Source organism: Bacillus paranthracis (genome assembly GCF_024296885.1).
Taxonomy (GTDB): domain Bacteria; phylum Bacillota; class Bacilli; order Bacillales; family Bacillaceae_G; genus Bacillus_A; species Bacillus_A paranthracis.
The window spans coordinates 5,196,884-5,223,189 of sequence record NZ_CP101135.1; the positions used below are offsets into that span (position 1 = coordinate 5,196,884).

The window sequence follows — 26,306 nt, forward strand, 5'->3', positions numbered from 1 at the left end:
GAAAGTCGAAGTGTTACTTTTATTGTACTATCTTTCAGAAAATTAAGAGATTACTATTGACTTTCATGAAAAATAGGTGTATTTTTTACTCAGGTAAATTATTTTTACCTAGACCAACTTTTAGAGAGAAAGGAGGAAATGTCATGTCTTCATTTCAATTGCCAAAGCTTTCATATGACTATGATGAACTAGAGCCATATATCGATAGCAATACACTTTCTATTCATCATGGAAAGCACCATGCGACATACGTAAATAATTTGAATGCCGCATTAGAAAACTATTCGGAATTACATAATAAATCTTTAGAAGAGTTACTATGTAATTTAGAAGCTTTACCAAAGGAAATTGTTACAGCTGTCAGAAATAACGGTGGTGGACATTATTGTCATAGTCTTTTTTGGGAAGTAATGAGCCCACGGGGTGGCGGCGAGCCTAATGGAGACGTTGCAAAAGTAATTGATTATTATTTCAATACCTTTGACAACTTAAAAGATCAACTGTCTAAAGCAGCAATTAGCCGTTTTGGAAGTGGTTATGGATGGCTTGTCCTTGATGGTGAAGAACTTACTGTAATGAGTACACCTAATCAAGATACACCTTTGCAAGAAGGCAAAATTCCATTACTTGTCATTGATGTATGGGAACATGCCTATTATTTAAAGTACCAAAATCGTCGCCCAGAATTTGTTACCAACTGGTGGCATACAGTGAACTGGGACCGGGTAAATGAAAAATATTTACAAGCAATTCAATCACAAAAACATTAGTCGTGCGTATAAGGTAAGTTTGGTAATGTAAAATTAGTATTGTCGAAATCCTCCAGAATCCCCCGGATTGCCACCGGGGGATTTATGATCATTTCATTGCATGTATGTAATAACGTAATACTTTTTCTATTTCTATTTTCAACCCTCGGAACGGGAATCCTAATTCATTAGCTTTTCCATTATGTAATGTACAATTAGTCAATTCATTATAAGGTGCTACATGATCTCCTACTTCTTGAATGAGTGATTTTATTCCCGTATTTTCTTCTATAAAATGAATAATTTCCCGAGTAGAAACTACCCCGTTGCTACAAGCATTAATTGGCCCTTCTATATCTTTCATCCCACACCAAGCTAAAAATCCCCCGGCTTCTTCTTCATGTATAAACGACAATTTTCCATCTAGATCATTCACTGCGACAGGTTCTTCTCTCACAATATGTTCAACGTAAAATTGTAACCTTTTCGTATAATCGTTTTCTCCAATAACAACCGGAAAACGAGCTGCAACAACTGGGAATGTTGCTTGTTGAAATACAACGGCTTCGGCTAATCTCTTTCCTTCACCATAATTGAAGTCATTCCTATCTCCATACGCAATTGCATACTCGTACGGATTGAAGTTCTCTTCTGATAAACTTAGTGTTGGTTCATAGACAGCCATTGAAGATGTCATAACGTATTTCTTCGTTTTCCCTCGTAACACTTCACATATTATCTTCGCTGCATTCGAGCTATAGCATAAATTATCGTATACAATATCATAACTTTTATCTGTTAGACGCTCTGTTAGTTGTTTTTCATCTTCTCTATCTACAATAAGTCTTTTTACTCTACTCCCAAAAAAATCTTCCGTAATTCCTCTCGTCGCAATCGTTACATCGTGCCCATCTTGCAAAAGTGCTTCTACTAAATGTTTACCAAAAAATCTAGTTCCCCCTAGCACCAATACTTTTTTCAACTTTATCATCCCCATTTCGATAAATTGTAAAATACTACCTCTCTATTATAAATGCTAACATATAAAAAGCATGGAATTCGTTTAACGATTCCATGCTTTTCTACAAAAAATATATTAACGTACTCGATATTTATAAATACAATAACAGAAGTATAAAATAGAAATTACAGATACATAAACCCATAATTCATATACGAATCCCTCTCCCCATACTCCCATAAAATAAAAGAGTGAAGGTAACGTCAATGTTACCCATGATTGTACGAAGGCAATCCTTCCAAGATATTGATTGATGTTCTTTTTTTGTGTATTTAATACAAAGAATAAATACCAAAGTAATGCCCACATAAACCACGTTAACGCATTCACAACATCATGGAATTGAACAAATGAAACAACCATATAGAATAAAGCAATAATTGCTACCCAAATGCAGAACCAACCTAAACCGCTACTATCCATTCCTTTTATAAAAGTAACACCTACATATAAATAGGTTAATCCGAATAAGAAAGTAGCTGCATATGAATATACCGTCCAATTACTTTGATCAGAAATCATGATTAAATAGAACGGAATAATAATTTGTAGTGCACCCACAAATAAATTAAAAACACCTGCACTTTTCATCTCTGCTTTTCCTAATATAACGAGACTATTTAAAAATAAAGCTGCACCCGAAAGTAATAATCCTACGTAACCCATATGTATTCGTGTGAAAGTCTTTCCCTTTCACACTTTTAACCTCCCCACAATATAAAGTAATTCTTTATTATTTTTCTTCCTATTTAAAACTACATACATAATTTTTAATCCAAATAGGTCAGACTTCCTACCTTGAAGAACACCAAATTTAAAACGCTTTCAATCATAAATAACCCTATCAGAACATTAATAGGATTCCTTGATTATAAACGTACTCTAACCATGACACAAGTATTGATGTTATTTTAAATATTACGTTTTTTATTTCTATAAAAGTTAATAGGATAATGCACTTTTTCTATCTTATTCTACTAATTTCTAACATGGAATATTATAAAATGAGCTAGTCAGTAATACATTCATCTTTATAAGATAATCGTATACTGACCTAAACTTTCATATTCAATATTGATAGTTTCTCATCCCTAATAATTGCTATTTATCATAAATATCATTCGGATTAATTGTAGGAATAAATCCATTTATAGAACTATATTTTTTAGATACGGTATTTGGAGTAACGGTAAACGTTACAATCTTATTACTTTGTTGTTTAAAATAGTGCATCCAATTTTGACTCCATTCATCTTTCGTAATAACTTGTTTATTGAAGTCCTCCCACAATACACCATGTATAAAATTCAAGGATGTATTTTTGATTGTGTCAAATCCCCAATTCTGTATAAGAAGCAAATCAGAATTAACACCTTTTATTTCTTTTAATAAATTTACATATGCTTCGCGAAATTTCCCTTGTGTAACTGGCTGATCATAAAAATAGTCGTCAATATCACCAGCGGTATCTAAAAACACACCGTCTATTCCTTTTCCAATAACTTGCTGTTTCACTTTATTTACAACAATCCGTCGGTAATGTTCATTAGCTAAATTCATAATATATGTATCCCACTGCTCAATCTTCATTTTCTTACCGTCTCGATAATAATAGTCTGATTCAACTACTTGCGATTTATGCCACGATTCTAATTCTAAAACACTAACATACCCAAGGACTACTGTTCCTGATTTTTTTAATTGCTGAACTTGCTCTTTCGAAAATGCATATGGCTCTATAATGACCATGTCATACTTTGAAAGTCCCTCAATTACTTGCTCATTTGCTTCACCATAATAAATTTTATAACTTCGTACATTTTTTAAAACTGGTTCCACGACATTTGCTTGGGTGGATGTACTTGAGGAAAAAATAAAAGAAAATATAGCTAAAAAGCATATGGAACGTTTCCACTCCATAATAATATTCCCCCCCTATAAAACTGTAATTTTTTATCATTTTAAATATTAATACAAGTATAGTAATACAATAACATTTTACATTTTTTCAAGCTCGATATTTAATAAAAATCCCAATAAATACAATACATTAACAAAAATTAGAATTTATTTCACTTGAATTTACTACATCTCTGTTGATAAAATGATTTGGGCTTTATATATTTTAAAATAATTCTTTTAAATTATGTATTTTATTTCAGTGTACTATTCCTCAAAATTAAATTTGCAAACGAAAGAAGGGATTTTTTATGCACTATAGACAATCTAATTTATTACAAAAAATGATTGAACCTACGATTCTCTTTATTGCTCTATTTTTTCTCTCAATACTAACTGATTTTCTAACACCAACGTATGAATACTTCTTACTCTTATTTATTACATTAATTATTTCTAGCCGGTATGGCATATCTATCGCCCTTTTCACCTTTCTAGAAGCAATGATTTATATTTTTGTAAGCGGTATATATAAGGAAGATGATATATTACTGTACTTTTATTCATTAGATTACTGGATTAATTGGATTTTCTTACTTGTTATTAGTTTATGTTGTGGACTAATGAGTACTGCACAAAAGGAACGGTATGAAGATGTACATATGATAAATAATGAGCTAAAAGCCGAAAATAAAGAATTAAAATATGTTGTGAAACAATTGGATGAAACACGTATTACACTACGTTCTCGTGTACTTGAATCAAATAATCACTTATCTAAAATGTATCATATGTTTAAAGCTTTAAATCATACACATCCTGAAATTGTACTCGATGAGGGGATAAATGTATTAAAAATGTATTTCGGAGCAAAAAAAATTGGTATCTATCACGTCGATAACAATAAACAATCACTTCGTATTAAATTAAGAGCAGAAACTGGTAAAAATACCTTACCTCAATCCATTTTTGTTAAAAATGCTTCGCTAGTCATCAAAAATGCTCTAGCACATAATCGACCTTTTTTCCGTACAGAAGAGGATTTTCAAGACGCTCCACTTTTAGTTGGTCCCGTCCTATTCCAAGATGATGTACAATATGTCATTATATTAGACGAAATTGAATTTTCAAAAGTAACTTCTGAGCAATTCGAACTTTTCACATGGTATTTACGCTGGATGGGTGATCGTTTACAAAACGCTTCTAATCTTTGGCTATCAAGTCAAGAGGATCGTACATTCCCTAAAACGAGCATTTATTATGAAGATGAATTTGAACATTTACTAAAAATAGAAAAGAAACGTTACGAAACATTATCTTATCCATATTCCTATTTTGAATTTACTGTTCCACAAGATTCCTTAGAAATGATAAATTCTATTTTAAAAGATCATTTGCGTGATATTGATATATTCGGTTATAACACGACCGAACAAAAAGTTATGATTCTATTACCTGGCACTGAAGAAAAATTTTTATTACCAGTCAAAACTCGTATACAAAACGCTCTTTCTTCTAAAGGAGTGGTATTCTAATGATTTTACTCCTTCTTTACTTTATTTATGCTATTTTGGTTTTTCTTTTATTTCGATTTACGAAAGGTTTGATTACTGAAGATAAGAAAGGAATTATTGAGTTTTGCTTGATTATCTCTCTCCTTTTCCCGCTTGTCGGACTTATTGTATCAGCAATCATGTTATTACTGAATATAAGACGCTCCAAGACCGAGTGGTTACAGCAATACTCTGAGTATGTTTCCTTTCAAGTTGATCATTATGAAGATATTTTGGCATCAGCAAAACAAGATATGGACCTAATTTCATTTTCTTCTGGATTAGAACTAGATAAGCCTGAATTACATAAACAACTCATTGTACAGTTAAGCTCCTCCCCTATTTCCAATGAAGGAGGCTTATTGAAAGAAGCTATTCACCATAAAGATCCTGAAACTGTACATTACGCAGCAACTACTATTAATTTACTAAATGAACGGTACGAAAAACAGATCGAATACTTAAATAAGCAATTTCTACAAAATCCACAAAATGAAATTGCAAAAGAATTGGTTTCTAACTATTTAAGATATGTAGACAGTGGTCTTCTTTCTAATCAGCAAAAGGAAAAAATAATCGCCGAATTTATGAATTTTATTACACAAAGTGTAGAACTATTCCCTACCGAACCTCTTTATCCTTTCCACCTTGGAAATCTGTTTCTACATACAAAACAATATGCAAAGTCTGAAGAACAATTTTTAAATCTTATTCATTTCTATCCTGAATCATATTACGGTTACGTTGGGTTACTTGAAATATATTATGAGCAAAAGTTATGGGACGAGCTCTATAACTTAATCAATAATCTAGCAGCTGCAAAAAGAGTTCATATACTACCGCGTAAATATCAATTATTTGTAAGGCAGTTTGGAGGCGCACACATTGAAAAAGGGGATTAATATATATATCGGAATTGTTAGTATCATTTTATTTCTCTTAATTATATCCATCCTTATATATCGAACAGAAAATTTCTATCAAAAGTTTTCTGTTCCTAAAACTAAAGAAACAGATACTGTTAAAACACTCAAAGCAAAAGATGTAGCCCAAAATGGACAAAAAATGCAATTATACGTTTTAAAAACGGATAATACATTAGGGCAACAAGTCGAATTTAATACGAAAAAGGCAATGGATTACGCACACCTACACTATAAAAATATTACAGCTAATGAAATTAAGGGACTTACTCCCTCTCCCTATACAGGAATTATTATTACAGGTGAAATAATGGCGCAACTTCCACAAGCCGATATTCAAAATTTTGTACAAATGGGCGGAAGGATTATTATCGCAAACCGACTTGATTCAGATTCTTCCTGGAACACATTATTTGGTATTACAAAAAAAGAAGGCTTCAAAGATGTGAAGGGATTAACCTTTGAAGAAGTTTTATTCCCTGGTTATCCTGATCTCTCAAGTTCTTCTCCATTGTTCACTCATAGCTCAATGAATATTACGCTAGATGAGAATACAACTAATACTTGGATTACTGCAGAAGATACTCCCATCCTTTGGACCAATGACTACGGTGAAGGAAAAGTCTTATATTGGAATACAACAGCATTGAACGATAAATTAGGTAGAGGTATGTTCGTTCAATCACTGGGTACTATTTTCCCGACTTTCGCTACAGTACAACTTGGAGCGGAGATTATGTATATCGATGACTTCCCATCTCCAATTCCAAGTGGAGAACTAAAAAACTTAACAACAGAAAAAATTTCTGTTGAAGAATTTTATAAAAAACATTGGTGGAAAAATATGAAGGATATCTCTGAAGAGCTTGATATTAAATATACAGGGGTTGCAATTGGGACATATCAAAATAAAGTAACGCCACCCTTTGAAAATTTTACAGGTAAAAATAGAAATACCTATTTATTATTTGGGAGAGAATTATTAAGTCACGGTGGAGAAATCGGTATTCATGGTTATAACCATCAACCTTTATTATTACCACCAGACCCAGTAGATAAAGCACTTGAATATGTTCCATGGAATTCAAAAGAGGACATGGAGAGATCCTTAGATGCTTTACAAAGACTCGTGTATAACTTCTTTCCAAACGAAAAGCTAAAAACCTATGTACCACCATCCAATATTATAAATACAACTGGATTAAGTGCATTAAACGACGCGGTCCCAACTATGGAAACAGTTGCTTCTCTATATGTGGGAAGTAAAAGTAACGGCAGTTTAATTCAAGAATTTGGACCAGACGAGCACAACAAAAATATTTATCACTTCCCACGTATTACGAGTGGCTATGCTATTTCAGATGAAGAACAATTTATTTTAGCTGATGTTACTGCAAATTTAGGGGTTATCTCACATTTCGTCCATCCAGATGATATCCTTGATGAAAAACGTTCGGGTAATTTAACGTGGGAAGAATTATTTAAAGCTTATAAAACGACAATTAAAGAAATACGAGAAAGATATCCTTATATAAAAAGTATGACACAAAGTGAAGCAACTGCTTCCATGAAAATTTATCAAACCGGTGATTTAGCTGTTTCTTATGAAGATGATGCTGTTCACATTGCATATAAAGGATTACCAAACCACACTGCAACGATTATACGTGTGGAAGAAGGGAAAAAATTGAAAACCGGTTCATTCCCATACGGCACAGTTACAAAGCTAGATTCACAAATTTATAGCGTTATATTAAAACAAGCTAACGCTACAATTCCAATTAAAGGGGTATAGCAGATGAGAATAGGTTTAGTCGTTGAAGGAAGTTATCCTTTTGTCAGTGGCGGAGTAGCAAGTTGGGTACAAATGATTATCCAACAATTTAAAGAACATGAATTCACCATTTTTGCGATCGTACCACAAATAAAAACAGAAGAGGAATATCAATATGAAATTCCTAACAATGTAAAAGATATCATTATGATTCCCTTACAATCAGAAAGTGACTCAAACCATATAAAAACCAATTTAACGACTGATGAAGTACAAACACTTCAAAAATGGTTTACATTCCAAGCTAACGACACAGAAGCATTACAAATATTAGGGAACAAGCAAAAGCTAGGAACACTACATTCCTTCTTCGAAAGTCGTGAATTTTATGAAATAGTGAAAGAAAGCTATTTGTATGAAGAAAGTAGTGGTTCTTTCTTAAATTACTTTTGGATGTGGAGATCTATGTTCACACCAATCATTCAAATTTTACAAATTGATTTTCCTGAATTAGATCTTATCCATTCTGTATCTACAGGCTATGGTGGGCTTCTTGGAGCTGCAATTAGTGCCAAATCTGACATACCATTTATTCTAACAGAGCATGGTATTTATTCTCGGGAACGTGAAGAGGAAATACTCCAATCAACTTGGATACCAATCGAATACAAAAAAAGATGGGTTTCTTTCTTCCATCATTTATCTCACCAAGCATATGAACAAGCTACTGATGTGATTACGTTATTCGGACGGAATAGTGCATATCAAAAAGAACTAGGAGCTCCGGCCCATAAACTAAAAATTGTTCCAAATGGTGTTACTTTATCTGATTATAAAGGGCTACGTAAGCCAAAACATAATTCAGATAAACTCATTATTTCTGCTATTATACGAGTTGTGCCAATTAAAGACGTAAAAACAATGATTTATGCAGCTAAATTATTATTAGAAAAAGATATTCCGTTTATCTTCTACTTATTAGGTCCTGATACAGAAGAACCAGAGTATGCCCAAGAATGTCGTGATTTAATTCAGCAACTTGGATTAAAAGAACATGTAATAATGACTGGCAGAGTAAACATTAAAGATTACTTAAAACAAACGGATATTCTCGTATTAACTAGCATATCTGAAGGGCAACCACTAGCTATGTTAGAAGGAATGGCATCGGGATTACCATGGGTTGTTACAGACGTTGGTTCTTGTAAGGAGTTAATTTATGGACAAGATGAAGATCCTTACGGCCAATGTGGCTTTGTTGTACCACCTGTATCTCCTGAACAAGTTGCCACCCACTTAGAATGGTATTATCGCCACCCTGAATCCATTCAACAATTCGGAAACAATGGGCGTAATCGTATTGAAGCATATTATCAATTATCAGGTGTTGTTGATAGTTATCGTAAGCTTTATTTAGAAAGGGGTGCGAAAACATGGCAGGTATAGGATTTCGATTACAAAAATTATTTCAGGAAGACTACTATTCTTCAAGGGTAAAAGCTTATGGATTTTCGTTATTTGTTACAGCTGGTCCTTGGTTAGTCGTTATTTTAGCAGTAACAACTATTAGATTCATTTTGAGTTTATTTCATTCTATTTCAATTGAAGAACAGCGTCTTTTCACTATTTCAATTTCATATTGCTTTATTTTTTCTCAAATTATTTACGGAGCATTGCAGCTCATTGTAACTAGATATGTAGCTGACCTTTTATACGAACAAAAAGCTGATAAAGTATTTTCTTCATTTTTAGGAATGACGAAGATCACACTTTTTTTAGCTATTATGTTATGGCTTTTGTTTGCATTTTTCACACCGTTAGCTTTATATTATAAAATCGTGATGCTATTTTTATTTTTAGCTTTAAATATCATCTGGATTCAGTCCATTTATTTAACAGCAGCTAAAGATTATCAATCAATTGCACTGGCATTTTTAATCGGATCCATTTTTTCCCTATTAGGAATTATCCTAATAGCTTACTGGCACCCTACACTTGGGTTAGAACACGGATCTGCCCTATTGCTTTTAATTTCTTTTACAATTGGTACTTTCATTACACTAGTATGGTTAAGTATCGTTATTGTACGAATGTTTCCAAATAGCGATGCTACTGAACAATTTACCTTTCTTTCTTATTTAGATAAATATCCAGAGTTATTTTGGTCAAGCCTATTTTACAATGTGGGTATTTGGGTATGTAATTTTGTTATTTGGTTTGGAGACGGTCGGGGAAATATTGAAAACACATTTATTTATCATCAAATTTATGATACTGCTGTTTTCTGGGCGTATTTAAGTATTATCCCAACCTATATTTTCTTTGTAGTATCCATTGAAACCAGGTTTTATGAAAGATATAAAAAGTTCTTCGGTTCGGTAAACAATGGCGGAACATTACATACGCTTTTACAATTAAAAGATTCCATGAACTTTGTCTTAAAGCAGGAAATGGAACGTATACTTCGTAATCAAGGTATTTTTTCCTTACTTATTATTTTTATAATATGGATGTTTAGTTCGCAATCTGGAAACACAACACTTAATTACTCTATTCTGCAACTAACTATAGTTGGTGCTTATGCAAATGGAATGGTGCTCGTTATTACATTACTACTCCTATACTTTGAGGATCGTAAAGGGGCATTTCGAACATCAGCTATTTTCTTTTTTGCAAACTTGTTATTAAGCCTCATCCTGCTTCCATTTGGATTCAATGGTTACGGCATTAGTTTCGCAGTTGGATCTTCTATTACATTCCTATATGCTATTTCTAGACTCTTTACTTACATTAAAGATATTGATTATTATACATTTTGCCAGTCAAATATTCCTATAAAACAGCGGACCTTTTTTACCAAATTAGCTAATAAACTTAACGGGAAATAGATACAAAAATGACCTTTGCTCATGCAAAGGTCATTTTTTATATCTACATATTAAACTTCCAAATAGCCATTTTTATTATTTGATTGCCATCTCCAAGAATCTGCACACATTTCTTCTAATCCACGTTTTGCTTCCCATCCTAGTTCACGTTTTGCCTTTGATGCATCTGCAAAACATATTGCCACATCGCCAGGACGACGCTCTGTAATTTTATAAGGAACCTTTTTTCCTGAAACCCTTTCAAATGCTTCAACCATCTCAAGTACACTATACCCTGTACCTGTGCCCAAATTATAAGCATCTACTCCTGTTGTATTCAGTACTTTCTCTAGCGCTTTTACGTGACCTTTTGCTAAGTCTACAACATGTATGTAGTCACGGATGCCTGTTCCATCTTTCGTTGGGTAGTCATTTCCAAATACACTTAATTCTTTTAGCTTACCTACTGCCACTTGTGTGACATATGGCATTAAGTTATTTGGAATTCCATTTGGATCCTCTCCAATACGTCCACTTTCATGTGCACCAAATGGGTTGAAATAGCGAAGTAATGCGATACTCCATTCTCTATCTGCAAATGCTACATCACGCATAATTTGCTCAATCATTAATTTCGTTTGACCATATGGATTTGTTGCACTTAATGGAAACTCCTCTGTAATCGGTGACGTTTCCGGGATACCATATACAGTTGCGGATGAACTAAAAATCATCTTCTTTACATTATGTTTCTGCATTACTTCACATAGCACTAAAGTGCTCGTAATGTTGTTATGATAATATGTTAATGGAATTGCTACTGATTCCCCTACAGCTTTAAACCCTGCAAAGTGAATAACTGCTTCGATTGCATTTTCTTCAAAAATCGCGTCAAGTGCTTCTTGATTTAAAACATCTTCTTTATAAAACTTAAATTGCTTTCCTGTTATTTCTTTCACTCGATTTATAGATTCTACCGAGCTATTCGAAAGATTATCAACTACTATAATTTCGTAACCGCTATTTAGTAATTCTACACATGTATGACTACCAATATACCCTGCTCCACCTGTTACAAGTATTGCCATAATTATAGTCCTCCATATTTCATTCATTATAAACTTCTCAAAGTATATCACATATTTCTTATCCTATGTTTAATATGCGAACACAGAAACTTACATTTTATCCCATAATAATTTTATAACATATACGATTCCAATCAAGTAATAAGAAAAACGCCACATAATTTTTGTTATGTGGCGTTTTTCTTATTAAATTACGTAACAATATACACTTAGAAAATGTGCAAGACTACCTAATAATACAAAAACGTGAAAAATCTCATGATGTCCCATATATTTAAACTCTAGCCATTTTGGCTTTGTTCCATAAATAAATCCACCAATTGTATAAAAAATGCCCCCAAGTACTAAGAAAACAATGCCCCCTGTACTTAAATTCTCAGCTAACGGTGCAAAGAATAAAACAATTAACCAACCCATCGTAATATAAATTGCTGTCGATAACCATCTTGGACAATTAAACCAAAACATTTTAAACACAATGCCACAAATCGCAGTTGCATAGACTAAACAAAATAATAGCAAACCACTTGCTGAATTTAATGTAATTAAGCAAAAGGGTGCATATGTACCTGCAATTAATATAAAAATCATAGAATGATCTAGCTTCCTAAAGAAGTAAATAACACGTTCATTGGCCACAACACTATGATATACAGCTGATGCCGTATAAAGGACCATCATTCCAATCCCAAACAAAATAACAGCTGTAATTGCAGCAAATGATGGCATCTTGATAGAAACTTTCACAAGCATAGCTAATAAGGCAATAAATGATAATATCGCTCCACCTAAGTGAGTAAATGCATTAACTGGTTCCCTTACGTAAGTATTCATAATAACACCCCTCATATAATTACATGTAGTTTTAATAACTACGTGTAATTATATACACATTTCTTTTTAAGGTCAACATTTACAATTTATTTGTTTCGTAATACCATATTTAAGGATGTATTAGACATTAAGTTCCACTAAGTTATAAAAGTGAGGGATTCTACGTGGAAAATATAAATGAATTACTTGAGACATTGCATTTAGAAAAAAATATTAAACTTGAGGATATTCCAAATGTGGACTTATATGTAGATCAAGTTGTCCAACTATTTGAGAATACTTATGCAGATACAACGAGAACGGATGATGAAAAAGTATTAACAAAAACGATGATTAATAATTACGCAAAAGGGAAACTATTCATCCCTATCAAAAATAAAAAGTATTCAAAAGAGCATATGATTTTAATTAGCTTAATTTATCAATTAAAAGGTGCTCTTTCCATTAACGACATAAAAAGTTCATTAGAAACTATAAATGACTCCTTATTAAATGATGATTCATTCGAATTAAATACGTTATACAAAAATTATCTTGCTCTTACTGAAAGCAATGTCGAAAGCTTTAAACAAGACGTAAATAACCGTGTTACAGAAGTAAATGAGATTTCTTCCTTAGAAGACACAAAGCTAGAAAAATTTCTACTACTAACATCCTTCGTGACTATGAGTAATATGTATAGACGTTTAGCGGAGCAACTAGTGGATGATTTAAAAGAATCATAAATAAAAACTATCCACCTATTAAAGTGGATAGTTTTTATTTACTTAATTGCTTCATGAACTTTTAGTTGTTTCCCTTTAATCGTTGTAGTCTTCATGACTTTCAAGACAAGTGGTCCTTTTCCATTTAATATTTCAACGTAAGAAACATTATCTTGTATCGTAATAATGCCTATATCTTCTGCTGTAATACCTTTAATTTTAGCGATTGTACCGACGAAATCTACCGCCCTAATTTTCTTTTTCTTCCCGCCATTAAAGTAAAGCTTCATAATGCCTTTGTTGATGTCTGCATTTTTATCTTTCTTTATAATTGGTTTAGCATGTATCTTTTCTTCAAATGCAGCTTTCCCTTTCATAACTTCTTCTTTTGAAGGTCCAATTGCCTTTGGAATTTCAAAGCCAATATACTCCTCAATCTCTTCTAAAAATCTATTTTCATATGGTGTTATAAATGTAATAGCTTTTCCACTATTTCCAGCTCGTCCCGTTCTTCCAGTACGATGTACATAGCTTTCTTTTTCAAGTGGAATATCATAATTAATAACATGTGTAATATTATCAATATCAATTCCCCTCGCAGCCACGTCTGTTGCTACTAAATAACGAAATTTTCCTTTTCTAAAATCATCCATGACTTCAAAACGATCTTCTTGTACCATACCACCATGTATTTTGTCACAAGGATAGTTAGCTCGTTTTAATTGTCTATATACATGATCTACATTTTCTTGTGTACGGCAGAAAATAATACAGCTATCAGGATTCTCAATCGTTGTTACATCTTTAAGTAGTGAAAGCTTCTCGTCTTCTATCGCCTCAAAAAGAGTATGTTCAATTTTATCCGTCGTAATCCCAGCCGCTTTAATTTCAATATGAGTTGGTGCATTCATATATGTACGTGATAACCTTTCAACATCTTCCGGTAAAGTTGCTGAAAATAGCATTGTCATTCTATTTGTAGGTAATTCATCAATAATTGCCTCTACTTGATCGATAAAGCCCATGTTTAGCATTTCATCCGCTTCATCAATCACTAAATATTTTAATCGCTCTAAAGAAAGGGTCCCTTTTTCAATATGATCCAATACACGCCCTGGAGTCCCTACTACAATATGCGTCTTTTGCTTTAACTCTAATTTTTGACGTGCAAATGGGGATTTACCATAAATTGCGGCGGCTTTAATTCTTTTGAATCGCCCTATATTTGTAATATCTTCTTTCACCTGTACCGCAAGCTCTCTCGTTGGTGTTAAAACTAACGCTTGTGGTTTATTCTCTGCCCACTCCACCATTTCACAAAGTGGAATACCAAATGAAGCTGTTTTTCCACTTCCCGTCTGGGACTTCACAACAAGATCCTTCTTTTGTAATGCGACTGGAATAACCTTACCTTGTACTTCTGTTGGATGATCATACCCTAACCCAGTAAGTGCCCTTACAATTTCTTTACTTAATTTATACTCAAAAAACCCTTTTTCACTCATATATTAACCTCATTTTATTCTGTATTATTTTCTTTTTTATCTTTTGTATACGTTACTATCGCCCTACTTATTATACTTGAAACCTCACATAAAAAGATGGATTATGCCAGATTCATCTTTTTACATAGAAATAAACCTTATCATTTCATATATTGTTCAACTACTTGATAACATCTTTTGCTCGTATTATTAGCATTAACCTTTTCATAGAATCCTACATCCACTCAAAAAAAATAAAAAGAATACATACATCCTTGTATAATTATCTTAATTTTCCAACCTTTTTATAGACGAACAATATAAAACAAAAAACATTTTAAATTCGTTTTTAACGTTGTTTTTTACATATAAAATCTACTTTTTAAAAAAACGTTAAGAAATCCTTTGACTTTTTAATGAAAACAATGTAAATTATCATATGGACGAACATTTTTGATTAATAAAAATAAAATATTCGTATTTTAGGGGTGTAAATGATGGAAAACGTATTCGACTATGAAGATATTCAATTAATTCCTGCAAAATGTATTGTAAATAGCCGCTCTGAATGTGATACAACTGTCACTTTAGGAAAACATAAATTTAAATTACCTGTCGTACCTGCAAATATGCAAACGATTATTGATGAAAGAATTGCAACGTATTTAGCTGAAAATAATTACTTCTATATCATGCATCGTTTCCAACCAGAGAAACGAATCTCATTCATCAGAGATATGCAATCACGTGGATTAATCGCTTCTATTAGCGTTGGTGTAAAAGAAGACGAGTATGAATTCGTACAACAATTAGCTGCTGAGCACCTTACGCCTGAATACATCACGATTGATATCGCGCATGGACATTCTAATGCTGTAATCAACATGATTCAACATATTAAAAAGCATTTACCAGAAAGCTTCGTTATCGCTGGAAACGTTGGAACTCCAGAAGCGGTAAGAGAATTAGAAAACGCTGGTGCTGACGCAACAAAAGTTGGTATTGGACCTGGTAAAGTTTGTATTACTAAAATTAAAACAGGCTTTGGAACTGGTGGTTGGCAACTAGCTGCACTTCGCTGGTGTGCAAAAGCTGCAAGTAAACCAATTATCGCTGACGGTGGTATTCGTACACATGGCGACGTAGCTAAATCTATTCGATTTGGGGCGACTATGGTTATGATCGGTTCTCTATTCGCTGGTCATGAAGAGTCTCCAGGGGAAACAATCGAAAAAGACGGCAAACTTTATAAAGAGTACTTCGGTTCAGCTTCTGAATTCCAAAAAGGTGAGAAGAAAAACGTTGAAGGTAAGAAAATGTTCGTTGAGCATAAAGGTTCTTTAGAAGACACTTTAATCGAAATGGAACAAGATCTTCAATCTTCTATCTCTTACGCTGGTGGAACAAAATTAGACTCCATTCGTACTGTAGATTATGTAGTCGTAAAAAACTCTATTTTCAACGGTGATAAAGTATATTAATTTTTAAACTTAACTCGAAGGACAAGCAGTTTTATGCTTGTCCTTTTTCATATATAGAAATGTAAAATATTTTAATTTTACTGAATTTTCTAGTATCATATTTTTAGATACTTATAATAAGGGGGATATAATATATGAAAGATGTAATTGAGAAACGCTATATTCGTGCAGAAGTTCCCACTGAATTAACATGGGACCTCTCTGATTTATACGAATCTGATAAAGAGTGGGAAACTGCATTACGTGTATTAACAGATGATATAAAAAAACTTGATGCGTTTAAAGGACAATTACACAATAGCCCTACCACCTTATTACATTGCCTACTTTTAGAAGAAGAGCTTTTAATGAAGTTAACAAAACTATATTCATATGCAAATTTAAAAGAATCTACTGATCGTACAAATCCAGTTATTCAAGCGAACTCTTCCAAAATTGCCGCTTTATGGACGAAAGTACATACGGCGCTATCCTTTATTCATAATGAAATTCTCTCATTAGAAGAAGGCACAATTGAAAAATATTTAACGGAAGAAACAAAACTTGAACCTTTCCGTAAATCATTACTAGACATATTACAAAAAAGGCCGCACACGCTCTCTCCTGAAACTGAAGAAGCACTTGCTGCACTTGGCGAAGTACATAGTTCTCCATACAAAATTTACGGTATGACTAAATTAGCCGATATGGATTTTAACTCCATACAAGATGAACAAGGAAATGAACTCCCTGTGTCGTTTGCATTATTTGAAAGCAAATATGAGTTTTCTCCAAGCGCAGACATACGTAGGAAAGCATACTCATCATTTGTTTCCACCTTGAAACGATATAAGAATACAGTGGCAACAACATATGCGACTGAAGTAAAAAAACAAGTAACACTCTCTCGCTTACGCAAATTTGAATCTGTTACTCATATGCTTTTGGAACCTCAAAAAGTTCCACTTGAAATGTATAACAATCAACTCGATATTATTTATAAAGAATTGGCGCCTCATATGCGCCGTTTTGCAGATTTAAAAAAGAAAGTATTAGGACTCGATGAAATGCTGTTCTGCGACTTACACGCACCTTTAGATCCCGAATTTAATCCGACAATTACTTACGAAGAAGCTGGAAAACTTATTCAAGACTCTTTACAAGTACTCGGGGATGAATATAGTTCCATTATCGAAAAAGGATTCAAAGAAAGATGGGTCGACCTTGCAGATAACGTAGGCAAGTCAACTGGAGCATTTTGTTCAAGTCCATATGGTTCTCATCCGTACATTTTAATTACATGGCAAAATACGATGCGCGGCTGTTTCACATTGGCTCATGAATTTGGGCATGCTGGTCATTTTTATTTAGCAAATAAAAACCAGCGTATTATGAATGTACGTCCATCTATGTACTTCGTTGAAGCACCATCTACAATGAATGAATTACTATTAGCCCAGCATTTATTAGCGACGAATGACGATAAGAGAATGCGTAGATGGGTGATCCTGCAACTACTCGGCACATATTATCATAACTTTGTTACTCACTTACTTGAGGGAGAATATCAAAGAAGAGTATACAGCCTAGCAGAAGAAGGTGGAGCACTTACAGCTACAACTTTAACTGAAATAAAAGCAAATGTACTTTCAACATTCTGGGGAGATTCCGTAAAAATTGATGAAGGTGCTGGATTAACTTGGATGCGTCAACCTCATTATTATATGGGCTTATATTCTTACACGTATTCCGCAGGCCTCACTGCATCTACTGCGGTGGCTCAAATGATTAAAGAAGAAGGACAACCTGCTGTTGATCGCTGGTTAGATGTACTTCGCGCTGGTGGTACGATGAAACCACTGGAATTAATGAAACATGCTGGAGTCGATATGTCAAAACCAGATACAATCCGCAGAGCTGTTTCTTACGTTGGTTCCTTAATTGATGAATTAGAAAGCTCTTATCAAGAATAAAGTGAAACTTTAATCAGTGGGGGCCATCCCCCACTGATTATTAGCCCTCACCAATCGGGCTTTTACGGACAGTTGATTCCCTACCTAACTTCTTTGCTTCCGCTGAATTTTGAGGTAGGAATCTTACTGCCCGGCAAATAGCGGGATAAAAAATAAACCCTCGCTTTATGAGGGCTTATTTCATATTTACTTTCCAAATCTTTTACGGTATCCACATTTTCTACATAGCTCTTCAACTGCAACTCTTCTGGAAAATCCATCAACAATGTTTGTTGCTCTTTCACCTTCTATAATGTTAGAAAATGAATCATTATTAATATTTCCAAGGTTAATAATCCCTTCACCATCTAAACAACAAGGAATAACCGTTCCGTTCGCTAAAATACCAGCTTGATTTCGAAGCCCATGACAGAATCCTTTTCCATCATCCTCTTCTTCATGCAATGCTGGCCACTGGAATTCATAGTCTTGATTAATAAAGACACGTTCCGCAATTTTTATACCTTTTCCTGGTGTAAGCTTCTCTTCAATTTGATAAGATAAATTAAACTCATTTTCAATGATAGATAATAACTCTCTATTCTTCTGGATTTCAGCATTTGTTTTATTATCCTGCGTTAAGTTCCATAATCTAAGTGAAACGATTAAATCCGATTGACTTGTCGCCTCTCTAATGAAGGAAAGTATACTTCTTACATACCCCTCTTTGTCTTGTGAACCTGGGTGCCCATCAAAACTATGCAGTGAAAAATTCATTTGTCTTAAAGCAGGCTTATTTAACAATCTATGCCTTCTCTTATTAATTAACGTTCCGTTCGTTGTAATATTAACTTTAAACCCTTTTTCATGGCTTAAATCTAACAATTGATCTATTTTTGGATGCAGCAACGGCTCACCCTTCACGTGCAAATAAATGTAGTCTGTGTGTGGTTTAATTTGGTCTAACCTTTTCGCAAAATCCTCCACAGAAATGAATTGCTTCTGTCTTTCCGTCGGCGGACAAAAGCTGCACGCAAGATTACATACACTCGTAATCTCCAAGTAAAATTTCTTAAACTTCTTCACCTTTAACTCCTCACTTCTATGACTACTTATACTTTTTCCTCTTCATATTACAGCATACTTTTTTAGAAATAGAAACATACTTATTTTAGGAAATATAGAAAACGGCCACATCTGTAGCCGTTTGAATGTACTATTACTATTTATGATACGGTTCTCCACGATTAATCCGAAACGCCCTATACACTTGCTCAAGCAATACTAATCGCATTAATTGATGTGGTAACGTCATCTTTGAAAAAGAAAGAGATTCATTTGAACGCTTCATTACTTCTGAACTTAGTCCAAGTGATCCGCCAATTACAAAGGCAACCTTACTCTTCCCATATGTAGCAAGACGATCTAAGCTTACTGCAAATTCTTCTGATGATTTTTGCTTTCCTTCTATCGCTAACGCAATGACATGCGTATCATCAGAAATTTTATCTAGTATACGTATACCTTCTTTTTCTTTTACAATTAACATTTCTGCTTCACTTAAATTTTCTGGTGCCTTTTCATCTGGCAATTCAATTACTTCTACTTTTGCGTATGCAGATAATCGTTTTAAGTATTCTGCTATACCTTGTTTTAAATATTTTTCTTTTAATTTCCCAATTGAAATAATCGAGATATTCACACGTATTCCCCACCTTACAAACATGTTATCCACATAACTTATCCACATATCCACAATTGTTACCCACATATTGTGTGAGAATCTGTGTTCGATACAACATATGTCGCCTCATTTTGACAAAATTCACATGTTTTTTTCTCTTTTTCTGAGTTATCCACATTGTTAATAACTGGCGCGACTTCACACTCATCCACAATAATATCTAAAGCTAATTCAACATGTTCTAAACAACAAGGTAAGTTCATATTCTTCACCTCACTTTTCTACAATAGAAAACAGGAGGTAGGCCCTCCTGTTTTTAATACTTTTGAATGCCTAGTTTAACCGTTGTTGTTGCTCGTTTTGTACCACGATAAAACGTAAGAGTCATTTTATCATTAATTTTTTTATCATATAAGGCCGTACGGAATCCGATAATATCGCGAACTGGTTTCCCATCTACTGCTACAATCACATCGTGTTCTCGCAAACCAGCATCTGTACCTGGCGAAGGGCTTTTCACATCTAAAATGCAAACTCCCTCTGTTACATTGCCTGGTAAATGCAATGTTTTTGACCAATAGTAGTTTGGAATTTCATTTAATGATCTCAGTTCAATTCCAACATACGGTCTTCTTACTTTTCCGTACTTCTCTAATTCATTCATAATTGGAACAGCTCTAGTAACAGGAATAGCTAGCCCAATTCCTTCTACTTCTTTTGCCGCAATTTTCATTGAGTTAATACCAATTAATTGACCTGCTGCGTTTACAAGCGCACCACCACTATTACCCGGATTAATTGCTGCGTCTGTTTGCAATACTTCTACTTGCCAATCATAATGTCCATCTTGATCTAAATCTACAGGGACAATACGCTCATTAGCCGAGATAATACCTTGTGTGACGGTTCCAGAAAATTGGAGCCCGAGCGGGTTTCCAATCGCAATGACTGGTTCTCCTCTACGAACAGTATTAGAATCGCCAATCTCAATTACTTTTTTCACATGCTTTGCATCTATTTCTAGTACAGCCAAATCTGTGACCACATCGGTTCCTAATACCTTTCCAGGAACCTTCTTACCATCACTTAAACTTACTTCAATACGATTTGCTCCAGCAACAACATGATTATTCGTTACAATGTAAGCTTGACCATCTGTCTTCTTATAAATTACACCTGATCCCGTACCTGCTTCTGAATCTGCCTCTGAAAAATTATCTCGTTGAATATTAATAACTCCAACAACAGCTTCAGACGCACGATCAACAGCATCCACAAAACTAATTTGTTTAATGCCTTGAGCTTCCGCCATATTACTTCCACTTGCTTCAGCTTGCGGAAACGCGTCCGTATCATTTGAAAATAAAGGAGCTCCAAATGCAAATAAAGAAGCTCCTACAATTGTTCCTGCTATGCTAGAAATAACAATACCTTTATGCTTCTTTTTTCTTGCACGTTTCATACGATAATTTTCTTCATCAATAAAGGACATATTTGTTCACCTATCTTCCTGAAAACAACTATATTCACCTTTATTGTTTACTAAAATGAAGAATTATACGTATTGAATTTTTGTCGGCATTTTTGGATCTGTATCGTGAATTTCAAAGGCTTCGCCCACTCCAAATCCCTTTTCCTCTAATACTTGTGATACTGACATACGCGCTAGTTCTTTCATGTTATTATCTAAACTTAAATGGGCTAAATAAATATGTTTTGTCTCATCTGTAATTACATCCGCCATTGCTAATGCAGCATCTTCATTACAAACGTGCCCCACATCACTTAAAATACGTCGTTTAATACTCCATGGATAACGTCCCATACGAAGCATTTCTACGTCATGATTACTTTCAAATACGAAAGCATTAGCTCCCTTAATAACACCTTTCATACGGTCACTCACGTACCCTGTATCTGTAATAAGGGCTAATTTTCTATTATTGTTATGAAAAGCATAGAACATCGGCTCTGCCGCATCATGAGACACCCCAAATGACTCGACCTCAATATCACCAAATGTTTTCACATCCCCAACTGAGAAAATAAACTTTTGCTCAGTTGGGATATTTCCTATTAAGTGTTCCATTGCATTCCATGTTTTCTCATTTGCATAAACAGGTAAATCATATTTACGTGCCAATACACCTAAGCCTTTAATATGGTCACTATGTTCATGTGTTACAAGAATACCCGATACATCATTTATATTTAATTCTGCCTGTTTAAATAAAGCCTCTGTTGCTTTACCACTTAAACCTGCATCGACAAGTAACTTCTTTTCATCTGTTCCTACATATAGCATATTCCCTGTACTTCCACTTGCAAGTACGCTAAAATGCAAACCCATTCTTTCTCACTCCAGTATGTTCATCAACCACTTGATTTTCCTTTTCCCCTAATTCCATAACTTGTCCTTCAATTGCATTTACAAAGAAGTCCTGCTTCTGCTCCGTCTTTAAGTTCCACGTTGGAGCAAGTACTTGGTTATTAGAAGTAGATGCGGTAAGGTTGGCATAACCAATTTGCGCTTCTTTTACATGTGTATTCCCATGAATTTTATTTTTTAAATACAGATTTTCTAAAGCGGTTTGGGCAGTAATAATTTCTTGCTGTTTCGTTTTTTCACTTTCGCCCATTTCTTTTAAATCTGTTAACATCGTCTGCGTGTACGACACAAGTTCATTTTTTTCATTTAATTCCACAACAATCATCGCCTGATCGTTATAGAAAATAGGCTTATCTTTATATTTTTGGAAGAAGTAAATTTTAGAATCTTTCATCGCTCCAAACTCATACTTTTGTCCATCCAATACATAGTTCTTCAAAAAATCATTATACTTATCTTTTGATAACGATTTTGTATTTAAAAAGGGCTCTTTTAGCTTACTTTCTATCTTGTACATATTTTGTATATGCGCCGTTTGATTTTTTAAAGACTGTATGTCTTCTTCTTTAAATGCCTTGTTTTCAGCCCTAATAAATGACTCTTTTTTCGGTTCTTTAGGGAAATTACCCATAGTAATTTTGTTTGCTTTTAATTCTTGATCTATCTTTGTTTCTGCAATAAGCTCCAATTGATTACTATCTTGCTTTTGAATGAATTGAAAAATGAGAAAGAGGTCCAAAACAAAAAAGGTCACAATAAATATGGTTTTAATCCGATCCCAATCCATTTAGTCCCCCCTCATTCCACTCATATATTTTTTGTTTGCCAGCTTCATCTTCAACAAACTTTACATACCAAATTGGCTGTAGTCGCGCTACTTGCCCATCTAGTGATAATTTGTATCCAATCCCAATGTCTTTAATGGATCTTTTATCTACCGCGGCATTATTTTCTAAGGATGCTATTACAACATGACCTGACGGAAGAGTAACCTTCTGCTCTATACCTTTCGTATTTAAAGAAAGCAACGGTCTTTCATATTCCATTACTTCTTCTGATCCCCATACTTGTCTCAATTCAGCTAATCCATCAGTATTGAATACGGGATATCCATCTTCCTGTAAGCGGAATACTGTCTGTCCTTTATTCATATAGTCCAAACGATATGAATCCAAACTCCCACTGTGACCATTTACAAAATCAAAACTTTTTTGTAAAAGCATTAAATTATCTGGCTTTTTCTCACTTAAAACAGAAGAATTTTTATACTTTAGCATATGCTGATCATTTTCAATCTCCATAGACCTAATACCATCTGTAAATATTTCTTTCGATCCCTCGATAATAGGGCTTAAATAACGTGGGTCACTAAAAAGAGCATTCTTAAATGTATCAACCGCCAAATTAGATGAAATATATGTTATATTACTTAATTCTGTCGTTCCATCTGGTAAAAATAGCTTTTTCATATCATTAATTTGATAGTCAAAATAAGGTTTCGCTGATACTATAAATTGATTTTGTGCATTTACAATATCTTTTAAATACACACCACTTAATTTTGCTTCATATATTCTAGAGTTATCACCATCGGAAACAAAATTAATTTTAATTTCTTGATCCCTACTTCTAGAAGGGTCAAGAATAATTCGATTAAAGTGTTTAGGCTTATCTATACTCTTTTCTTTCATACTAAACATAGATTTAACTGCATCAAATGGGATGTTGGTAGGGAAAATAAGTTCAATTTTCCCTTCACCATGCACATAAGAAAGAAAGTCAGCCTTAGCAATCGATATCTCTTTGAACTCATGTAATTCCCCTGCTTCCAAAGTTCTATAGATTGATTCTATATCTCCCTCTCTTTTGCTCCCGTAATGATTTTTATCTTTATGCACAATGATAGAAGTAGGGCGGACAACATCAGCGATTTTCGTTTGAGTATTTCCCTCATTCCCCTGTACAAATTTTGCGTTTTGCATAGATGTGGAATCTGGCACATACGTCCATAAGTTAAAAGTAAGAAATAGACTAATTACAACTAAATTAATTAAAACTATCGTTTTAACATTCTCCATACTCATTCCCATTCGTCCTCTTCATCTGCTGCCATAGGCAATGTGAAATAAATCGTTGTCCCTTTTCCTTCCTCACTCTTTGCCCAAATCGAGCCACCATGTGCCTCAATCATTTCTTTCGCAATTGCTAATCCAAGTCCTGTACCGCCCATTTGTCTTGAACGTGCTTTATCTACGCGATAAAAACGTTCAAAGATTTTATCGACGTTTTCTTTCGGAATACCCATTCCTTGATCACTTACACTAATCTCCAATAATTCTCCGCGATCACGTAAACGATATGTTACTGTTCCACCTTCTGGTGAATACTTTAATGCATTCGAAATAATGTTATACAATACTTGCGTAATTTTATCCGTATCCATATCAATAAATCGAGATTTTTTAGAGAAAGATCGTTTGAAGCTTACGTTTTGCTCTTTAGACATTTCAAAACGATCAATAATGTTATTAAAGAAGTCAGTAAAGTCGACCCATTCTTTCATTAAACGATGTTCTGTACTATCGAGTTTAGATAGTTGCAATAACGCATTTACAAGCCTAATCATTCTTTCTGTTTCTTCTTGTGTAACTGTTAAAAACTGTGGTGCAATATTTGGATCTTGCCACGCACCGTCTGTAAGTGCCTCTAAGTAACTGCGCATTGTCGTTAATGGCGTTCTTAATTCATGAGAGACGTTTGCTACAAACTCGCGGCGTTCTCTTTCTATACGCTCCTGCTCAGTCACATCATATAATACGGCAATTAAACCATTTGCTTTCCCTGTCTCTTTTTGAATAACAGAGAAACTAGCGCGTAAAATATATGGCTCATTTCTCGTACTAAAATCTAATAAAACAGAATCCGGCTCTTCGTATAAATGATCGAGCGTAAATTCTTCTTGTATTCCCAATACTTCTAAAACAGATTGATCGAGCGCCGTTTCACGCGAAACATTTAGCATCTTTTCCGCAGGATCATTTAATAAAATAATGTCCCCTTTTCGGTCAGTAGCAATTACTCCATCTGTCATATGTGATAATACGGATGACAATTTACGTCTTTCACTTTCTGTTGAAGAACGAGCTTGTTGTAATTTTTTTGATAAATTATTGAAAGATAATGCTAATTGTCCAATTTCATCATGGCTATGCACTTTTACTTTTCTTGAATAGTTTCCTTTTGCCATTTCAATTGCTTGTCTTCGCATATCAGAGATTGGTCTCGTAATCGTTTGAGCTAACAAAATTCCAAGTACAGCTGTTACGAGTAATGCAATAACGGTTCCGGTCGCAAAGATTTGATTAATATCCTTCATCTGCTTATAAACATCTTCCATGGATGCAACAACGTAAATAGCACCAAGTGCATCTTTGTTATTATCATCCATAATAGGAGTAATCATAACTTGTACACGATGACCTGTACGACCATCCTTCTCAATTTTTACTTCTGGTTTTTTTTGTACCAATACCCGCTGAACAGCTATATCAGTTGACGTTCTATTTACCTTGTTTTGCTTTGACTCATCTGAAATAGCGAGCAGCTTTCTATTCGCATCAAATACACTTACCTCTTGAATATCCTTCTTTCGATCAGAGGCAAATTTTCGAATGGAAGTTTTAATCGTTTCACCTGTTGATTCTGTCTCTGCTTTTGTATAACTTTTTTTAAACTCTTGTTTCAAGTTATACGATAATAAGTTCGTTTGTTGCGTTAAAGAATCTCTAAAACCTTGTACAAGACTCTTTTCTAACTCTCTTACGAAATATACCCCAATAACTTGCATAGCTATCAATATTAATAGCATATATATGAGTACAAATTTTAAATGAATAGATTGAAAAAAACCGACTTTCTTCATATA

At 33.9% G+C, this 26,306-nt stretch carries 23 protein-coding genes; 9 read left to right on the forward strand and 14 right to left on the reverse strand.

The features are described 5' to 3' along the window. Positions 1-143 precede the first annotated feature (143 nt). Positions 144-770 (forward strand): superoxide dismutase [Mn], encoded by a 627-nt coding sequence (sodA, locus tag NLJ82_RS26855; RefSeq protein ID WP_000094046.1) that lies wholly within the window; start codon positions 144-146, stop codon positions 768-770. Positions 771-858: 88 nt separating this feature from the next. Here sodA and NLJ82_RS26860 read toward each other — a convergent pair whose 3' ends face one another. The 3 genes from NLJ82_RS26860 to NLJ82_RS26870 all read right to left on the reverse strand — a co-directional run bounded on the left by NLJ82_RS26860 (position 859) and on the right by NLJ82_RS26870 (position 3,690). Beyond that, entirely contained in the window at positions 859-1,740 is an 882-nt protein-coding gene (locus tag NLJ82_RS26860; RefSeq protein WP_012644745.1) for an NAD-dependent epimerase/dehydratase family protein, read from the reverse strand. Positions 1,741-1,845: 105 nt separating this feature from the next. Further along, entirely contained in the window at positions 1,846-2,436 is a 591-nt protein-coding gene (locus NLJ82_RS26865) for an AmiS/UreI family transporter (RefSeq protein WP_000542569.1), read from the reverse strand. A gap of 435 nt (positions 2,437-2,871) precedes the next feature. Then, the gene (locus NLJ82_RS26870) at positions 2,872-3,690 is read right to left on the reverse strand and encodes an endo alpha-1,4 polygalactosaminidase (protein WP_000454998.1); all 819 of its coding nucleotides are present in this window, start codon (positions 3,688-3,690) and stop codon (positions 2,872-2,874) included. Between the two features lie 290 nt (positions 3,691-3,980). Here NLJ82_RS26870 and NLJ82_RS26875 point away from each other — a divergent pair, with 290 nt between their 5' ends. From NLJ82_RS26875 to pelG, 5 genes are read left to right on the forward strand one after another with little or no spacing between them, the layout of a single operon-like run. Beyond that, a complete protein-coding gene (locus NLJ82_RS26875) occupies positions 3,981-5,204 on the forward strand; it encodes a GAF domain-containing protein (RefSeq protein WP_000559344.1) in 1,224 nt (407 codons plus the stop codon). Beyond that, on the forward strand, positions 5,204-6,124 hold the full coding sequence (locus tag NLJ82_RS26880; RefSeq protein ID WP_000601986.1) for a tetratricopeptide repeat protein: 921 nt from the start codon (positions 5,204-5,206) through the stop codon (positions 6,122-6,124). The genes NLJ82_RS26875 and NLJ82_RS26880 overlap by 1 nt, the downstream gene beginning before the upstream one ends. Further along, positions 6,108-7,940: a DUF2194 domain-containing protein gene (locus NLJ82_RS26885; RefSeq protein ID WP_000715314.1), complete on the forward strand. Its 1,833-nt coding sequence runs from the start codon at positions 6,108-6,110 to the stop codon at positions 7,938-7,940. Before NLJ82_RS26880 ends, NLJ82_RS26885 begins: the two co-directional genes overlap by 17 nt. A 3-nt stretch (positions 7,941-7,943) precedes the next feature. Next, positions 7,944-9,365, forward strand: coding sequence for a GT4 family glycosyltransferase PelF (pelF, locus tag NLJ82_RS26890; RefSeq protein ID WP_001219503.1), 1,422 nt, complete (start codon positions 7,944-7,946; stop codon positions 9,363-9,365). Beyond that, a complete protein-coding gene (pelG, locus tag NLJ82_RS26895) occupies positions 9,353-10,807 on the forward strand; it encodes an exopolysaccharide Pel transporter PelG (RefSeq protein ID WP_000907290.1) in 1,455 nt (484 codons plus the stop codon). Before pelF ends, pelG begins: the two co-directional genes overlap by 13 nt. A gap of 50 nt (positions 10,808-10,857) precedes the next feature. Here pelG and galE read toward each other — a convergent pair whose 3' ends face one another. Beyond that, positions 10,858-11,874 carry a UDP-glucose 4-epimerase GalE gene (gene galE, locus NLJ82_RS26900; RefSeq protein WP_000996533.1) on the reverse strand — a complete coding sequence of 339 codons (1,017 nt, stop codon included), beginning with the start codon at positions 11,872-11,874 and terminating at the stop codon, positions 10,858-10,860. Between the two features lie 186 nt (positions 11,875-12,060). Beyond that, positions 12,061-12,708, reverse strand: a complete 648-nt coding sequence (trhA, locus tag NLJ82_RS26905; protein ID WP_001099729.1) for a PAQR family membrane homeostasis protein TrhA — start codon at positions 12,706-12,708, stop codon at positions 12,061-12,063. 164 nt (positions 12,709-12,872) lie between these two features. On the opposite strand from trhA, the gene NLJ82_RS26910 reads away from it, so the two are divergent. Continuing rightward, positions 12,873-13,433: a DUF1836 domain-containing protein gene (locus NLJ82_RS26910; RefSeq protein ID WP_000427879.1), complete on the forward strand. Its 561-nt coding sequence runs from the start codon at positions 12,873-12,875 to the stop codon at positions 13,431-13,433. A 38-nt stretch (positions 13,434-13,471) separates the two neighbouring features. Here the strand turns inward: NLJ82_RS26910 and NLJ82_RS26915 are convergent, their stop codons facing one another. Continuing rightward, on the reverse strand, positions 13,472-14,917 hold the full coding sequence (locus NLJ82_RS26915; protein ID WP_001290603.1) for a DEAD/DEAH box helicase: 1,446 nt from the start codon (positions 14,915-14,917) through the stop codon (positions 13,472-13,474). Positions 14,918-15,393: 476 nt separating this feature from the next. Here NLJ82_RS26915 and guaC point away from each other — a divergent pair, with 476 nt between their 5' ends. Together guaC and pepF are read left to right on the forward strand one after the other, a co-directional pair. After that, complete coding sequence (gene guaC, locus NLJ82_RS26920; RefSeq protein ID WP_000432434.1) at positions 15,394-16,377, forward strand: GMP reductase; 984 nt, start codon at positions 15,394-15,396, stop codon at positions 16,375-16,377. 134 nt (positions 16,378-16,511) lie between these two features. Then, positions 16,512-18,329, forward strand: a complete 1,818-nt coding sequence (pepF, locus tag NLJ82_RS26925) for an oligoendopeptidase F (protein ID WP_000655851.1) — start codon at positions 16,512-16,514, stop codon at positions 18,327-18,329. 186 nt (positions 18,330-18,515) lie between these two features. On the opposite strand, the gene NLJ82_RS26930 is transcribed toward pepF, so the two are convergent. From NLJ82_RS26930 to walK, 8 genes are all read right to left on the reverse strand, one after another. Next, positions 18,516-19,394, reverse strand: coding sequence for a radical SAM/SPASM domain-containing protein (locus NLJ82_RS26930; protein WP_000713636.1), 879 nt, complete (start codon positions 19,392-19,394; stop codon positions 18,516-18,518). A 136-nt stretch (positions 19,395-19,530) separates the two neighbouring features. Further along, positions 19,531-20,010: a 23S rRNA (pseudouridine(1915)-N(3))-methyltransferase RlmH gene (gene rlmH, locus NLJ82_RS26935; RefSeq protein ID WP_001027003.1), complete on the reverse strand. Its 480-nt coding sequence runs from the start codon at positions 20,008-20,010 to the stop codon at positions 19,531-19,533. A gap of 59 nt (positions 20,011-20,069) precedes the next feature. After that, the gene (locus NLJ82_RS26940) at positions 20,070-20,255 is read right to left on the reverse strand and encodes a CxxH/CxxC protein (protein WP_001052827.1); all 186 of its coding nucleotides are present in this window, start codon (positions 20,253-20,255) and stop codon (positions 20,070-20,072) included. A 53-nt stretch (positions 20,256-20,308) separates the two neighbouring features. Beyond that, a complete protein-coding gene (locus NLJ82_RS26945; RefSeq protein WP_000008039.1) occupies positions 20,309-21,484 on the reverse strand; it encodes a S1C family serine protease in 1,176 nt (391 codons plus the stop codon). Between the two features lie 63 nt (positions 21,485-21,547). Then, positions 21,548-22,342 (reverse strand): exodeoxyribonuclease YycJ, encoded by a 795-nt coding sequence (locus tag NLJ82_RS26950; protein WP_000522836.1) that lies wholly within the window; start codon positions 22,340-22,342, stop codon positions 21,548-21,550. After that, entirely contained in the window at positions 22,326-23,168 is an 843-nt protein-coding gene (locus tag NLJ82_RS26955) for a two-component system regulatory protein YycI (protein WP_000383723.1), read from the reverse strand. Before NLJ82_RS26955 ends, NLJ82_RS26950 begins: the two co-directional genes overlap by 17 nt. Next, a complete protein-coding gene (locus NLJ82_RS26960; protein WP_000061586.1) occupies positions 23,149-24,465 on the reverse strand; it encodes a YycH family regulatory protein in 1,317 nt (438 codons plus the stop codon). Before NLJ82_RS26960 ends, NLJ82_RS26955 begins: the two co-directional genes overlap by 20 nt. Then, on the reverse strand, positions 24,462-26,303 hold the full coding sequence (gene walK / locus NLJ82_RS26965) for a cell wall metabolism sensor histidine kinase WalK (RefSeq protein ID WP_000755380.1): 1,842 nt from the start codon (positions 26,301-26,303) through the stop codon (positions 24,462-24,464). The genes NLJ82_RS26960 and walK overlap by 4 nt, the downstream gene beginning before the upstream one ends. Positions 26,304-26,306: the final 3 nt, after the last annotated feature.

What these genes read in the sequence shown, in the direction of transcription:
- NLJ82_RS26865 (WP_000542569.1), bottom strand. Translation starts at nt 2,436, where the DNA reads ATGGGTTACGTAGGATTATTACTTTCGGGTGCAGCTTTATTTTTAAAT.
- pelF (WP_001219503.1), top strand. Translation starts at nt 7,944, where the DNA reads ATGAGAATAGGTTTAGTCGTTGAAGGAAGTTATCCTTTTGTCAGTGGC.
- NLJ82_RS26875 (WP_000559344.1), top strand. Translation starts at nt 3,981, where the DNA reads ATGCACTATAGACAATCTAATTTATTACAAAAAATGATTGAACCTACG.
- NLJ82_RS26945 (WP_000008039.1), bottom strand. Translation starts at nt 21,484, where the DNA reads ATGTCCTTTATTGATGAAGAAAATTATCGTATGAAACGTGCAAGAAAA.
- NLJ82_RS26880 (WP_000601986.1), top strand. Translation starts at nt 5,204, where the DNA reads ATGATTTTACTCCTTCTTTACTTTATTTATGCTATTTTGGTTTTTCTT.
- pepF (WP_000655851.1), top strand. Translation starts at nt 16,512, where the DNA reads ATGAAAGATGTAATTGAGAAACGCTATATTCGTGCAGAAGTTCCCACT.
- NLJ82_RS26950 (WP_000522836.1), bottom strand. Translation starts at nt 22,342, where the DNA reads ATGGGTTTGCATTTTAGCGTACTTGCAAGTGGAAGTACAGGGAATATG.
- NLJ82_RS26955 (WP_000383723.1), bottom strand. Translation starts at nt 23,168, where the DNA reads ATGGATTGGGATCGGATTAAAACCATATTTATTGTGACCTTTTTTGTT.
- walK (WP_000755380.1), bottom strand. Translation starts at nt 26,303, where the DNA reads ATGAAGAAAGTCGGTTTTTTTCAATCTATTCATTTAAAATTTGTACTC.
- NLJ82_RS26940 (WP_001052827.1), bottom strand. Translation starts at nt 20,255, where the DNA reads ATGAACTTACCTTGTTGTTTAGAACATGTTGAATTAGCTTTAGATATT.
- NLJ82_RS26915 (WP_001290603.1), bottom strand. Translation starts at nt 14,917, where the DNA reads ATGAGTGAAAAAGGGTTTTTTGAGTATAAATTAAGTAAAGAAATTGTA.
- NLJ82_RS26860 (WP_012644745.1), bottom strand. Translation starts at nt 1,740, where the DNA reads ATGATAAAGTTGAAAAAAGTATTGGTGCTAGGGGGAACTAGATTTTTT.
- galE (WP_000996533.1), bottom strand. Translation starts at nt 11,874, where the DNA reads ATGGCAATACTTGTAACAGGTGGAGCAGGGTATATTGGTAGTCATACA.
- NLJ82_RS26870 (WP_000454998.1), bottom strand. Translation starts at nt 3,690, where the DNA reads ATGGAGTGGAAACGTTCCATATGCTTTTTAGCTATATTTTCTTTTATT.
- pelG (WP_000907290.1), top strand. Translation starts at nt 9,353, where the DNA reads ATGGCAGGTATAGGATTTCGATTACAAAAATTATTTCAGGAAGACTAC.
- sodA (WP_000094046.1), top strand. Translation starts at nt 144, where the DNA reads ATGTCTTCATTTCAATTGCCAAAGCTTTCATATGACTATGATGAACTA.
- NLJ82_RS26960 (WP_000061586.1), bottom strand. Translation starts at nt 24,465, where the DNA reads ATGAGTATGGAGAATGTTAAAACGATAGTTTTAATTAATTTAGTTGTA.
- trhA (WP_001099729.1), bottom strand. Translation starts at nt 12,708, where the DNA reads ATGAATACTTACGTAAGGGAACCAGTTAATGCATTTACTCACTTAGGT.
- guaC (WP_000432434.1), top strand. Translation starts at nt 15,394, where the DNA reads ATGGAAAACGTATTCGACTATGAAGATATTCAATTAATTCCTGCAAAA.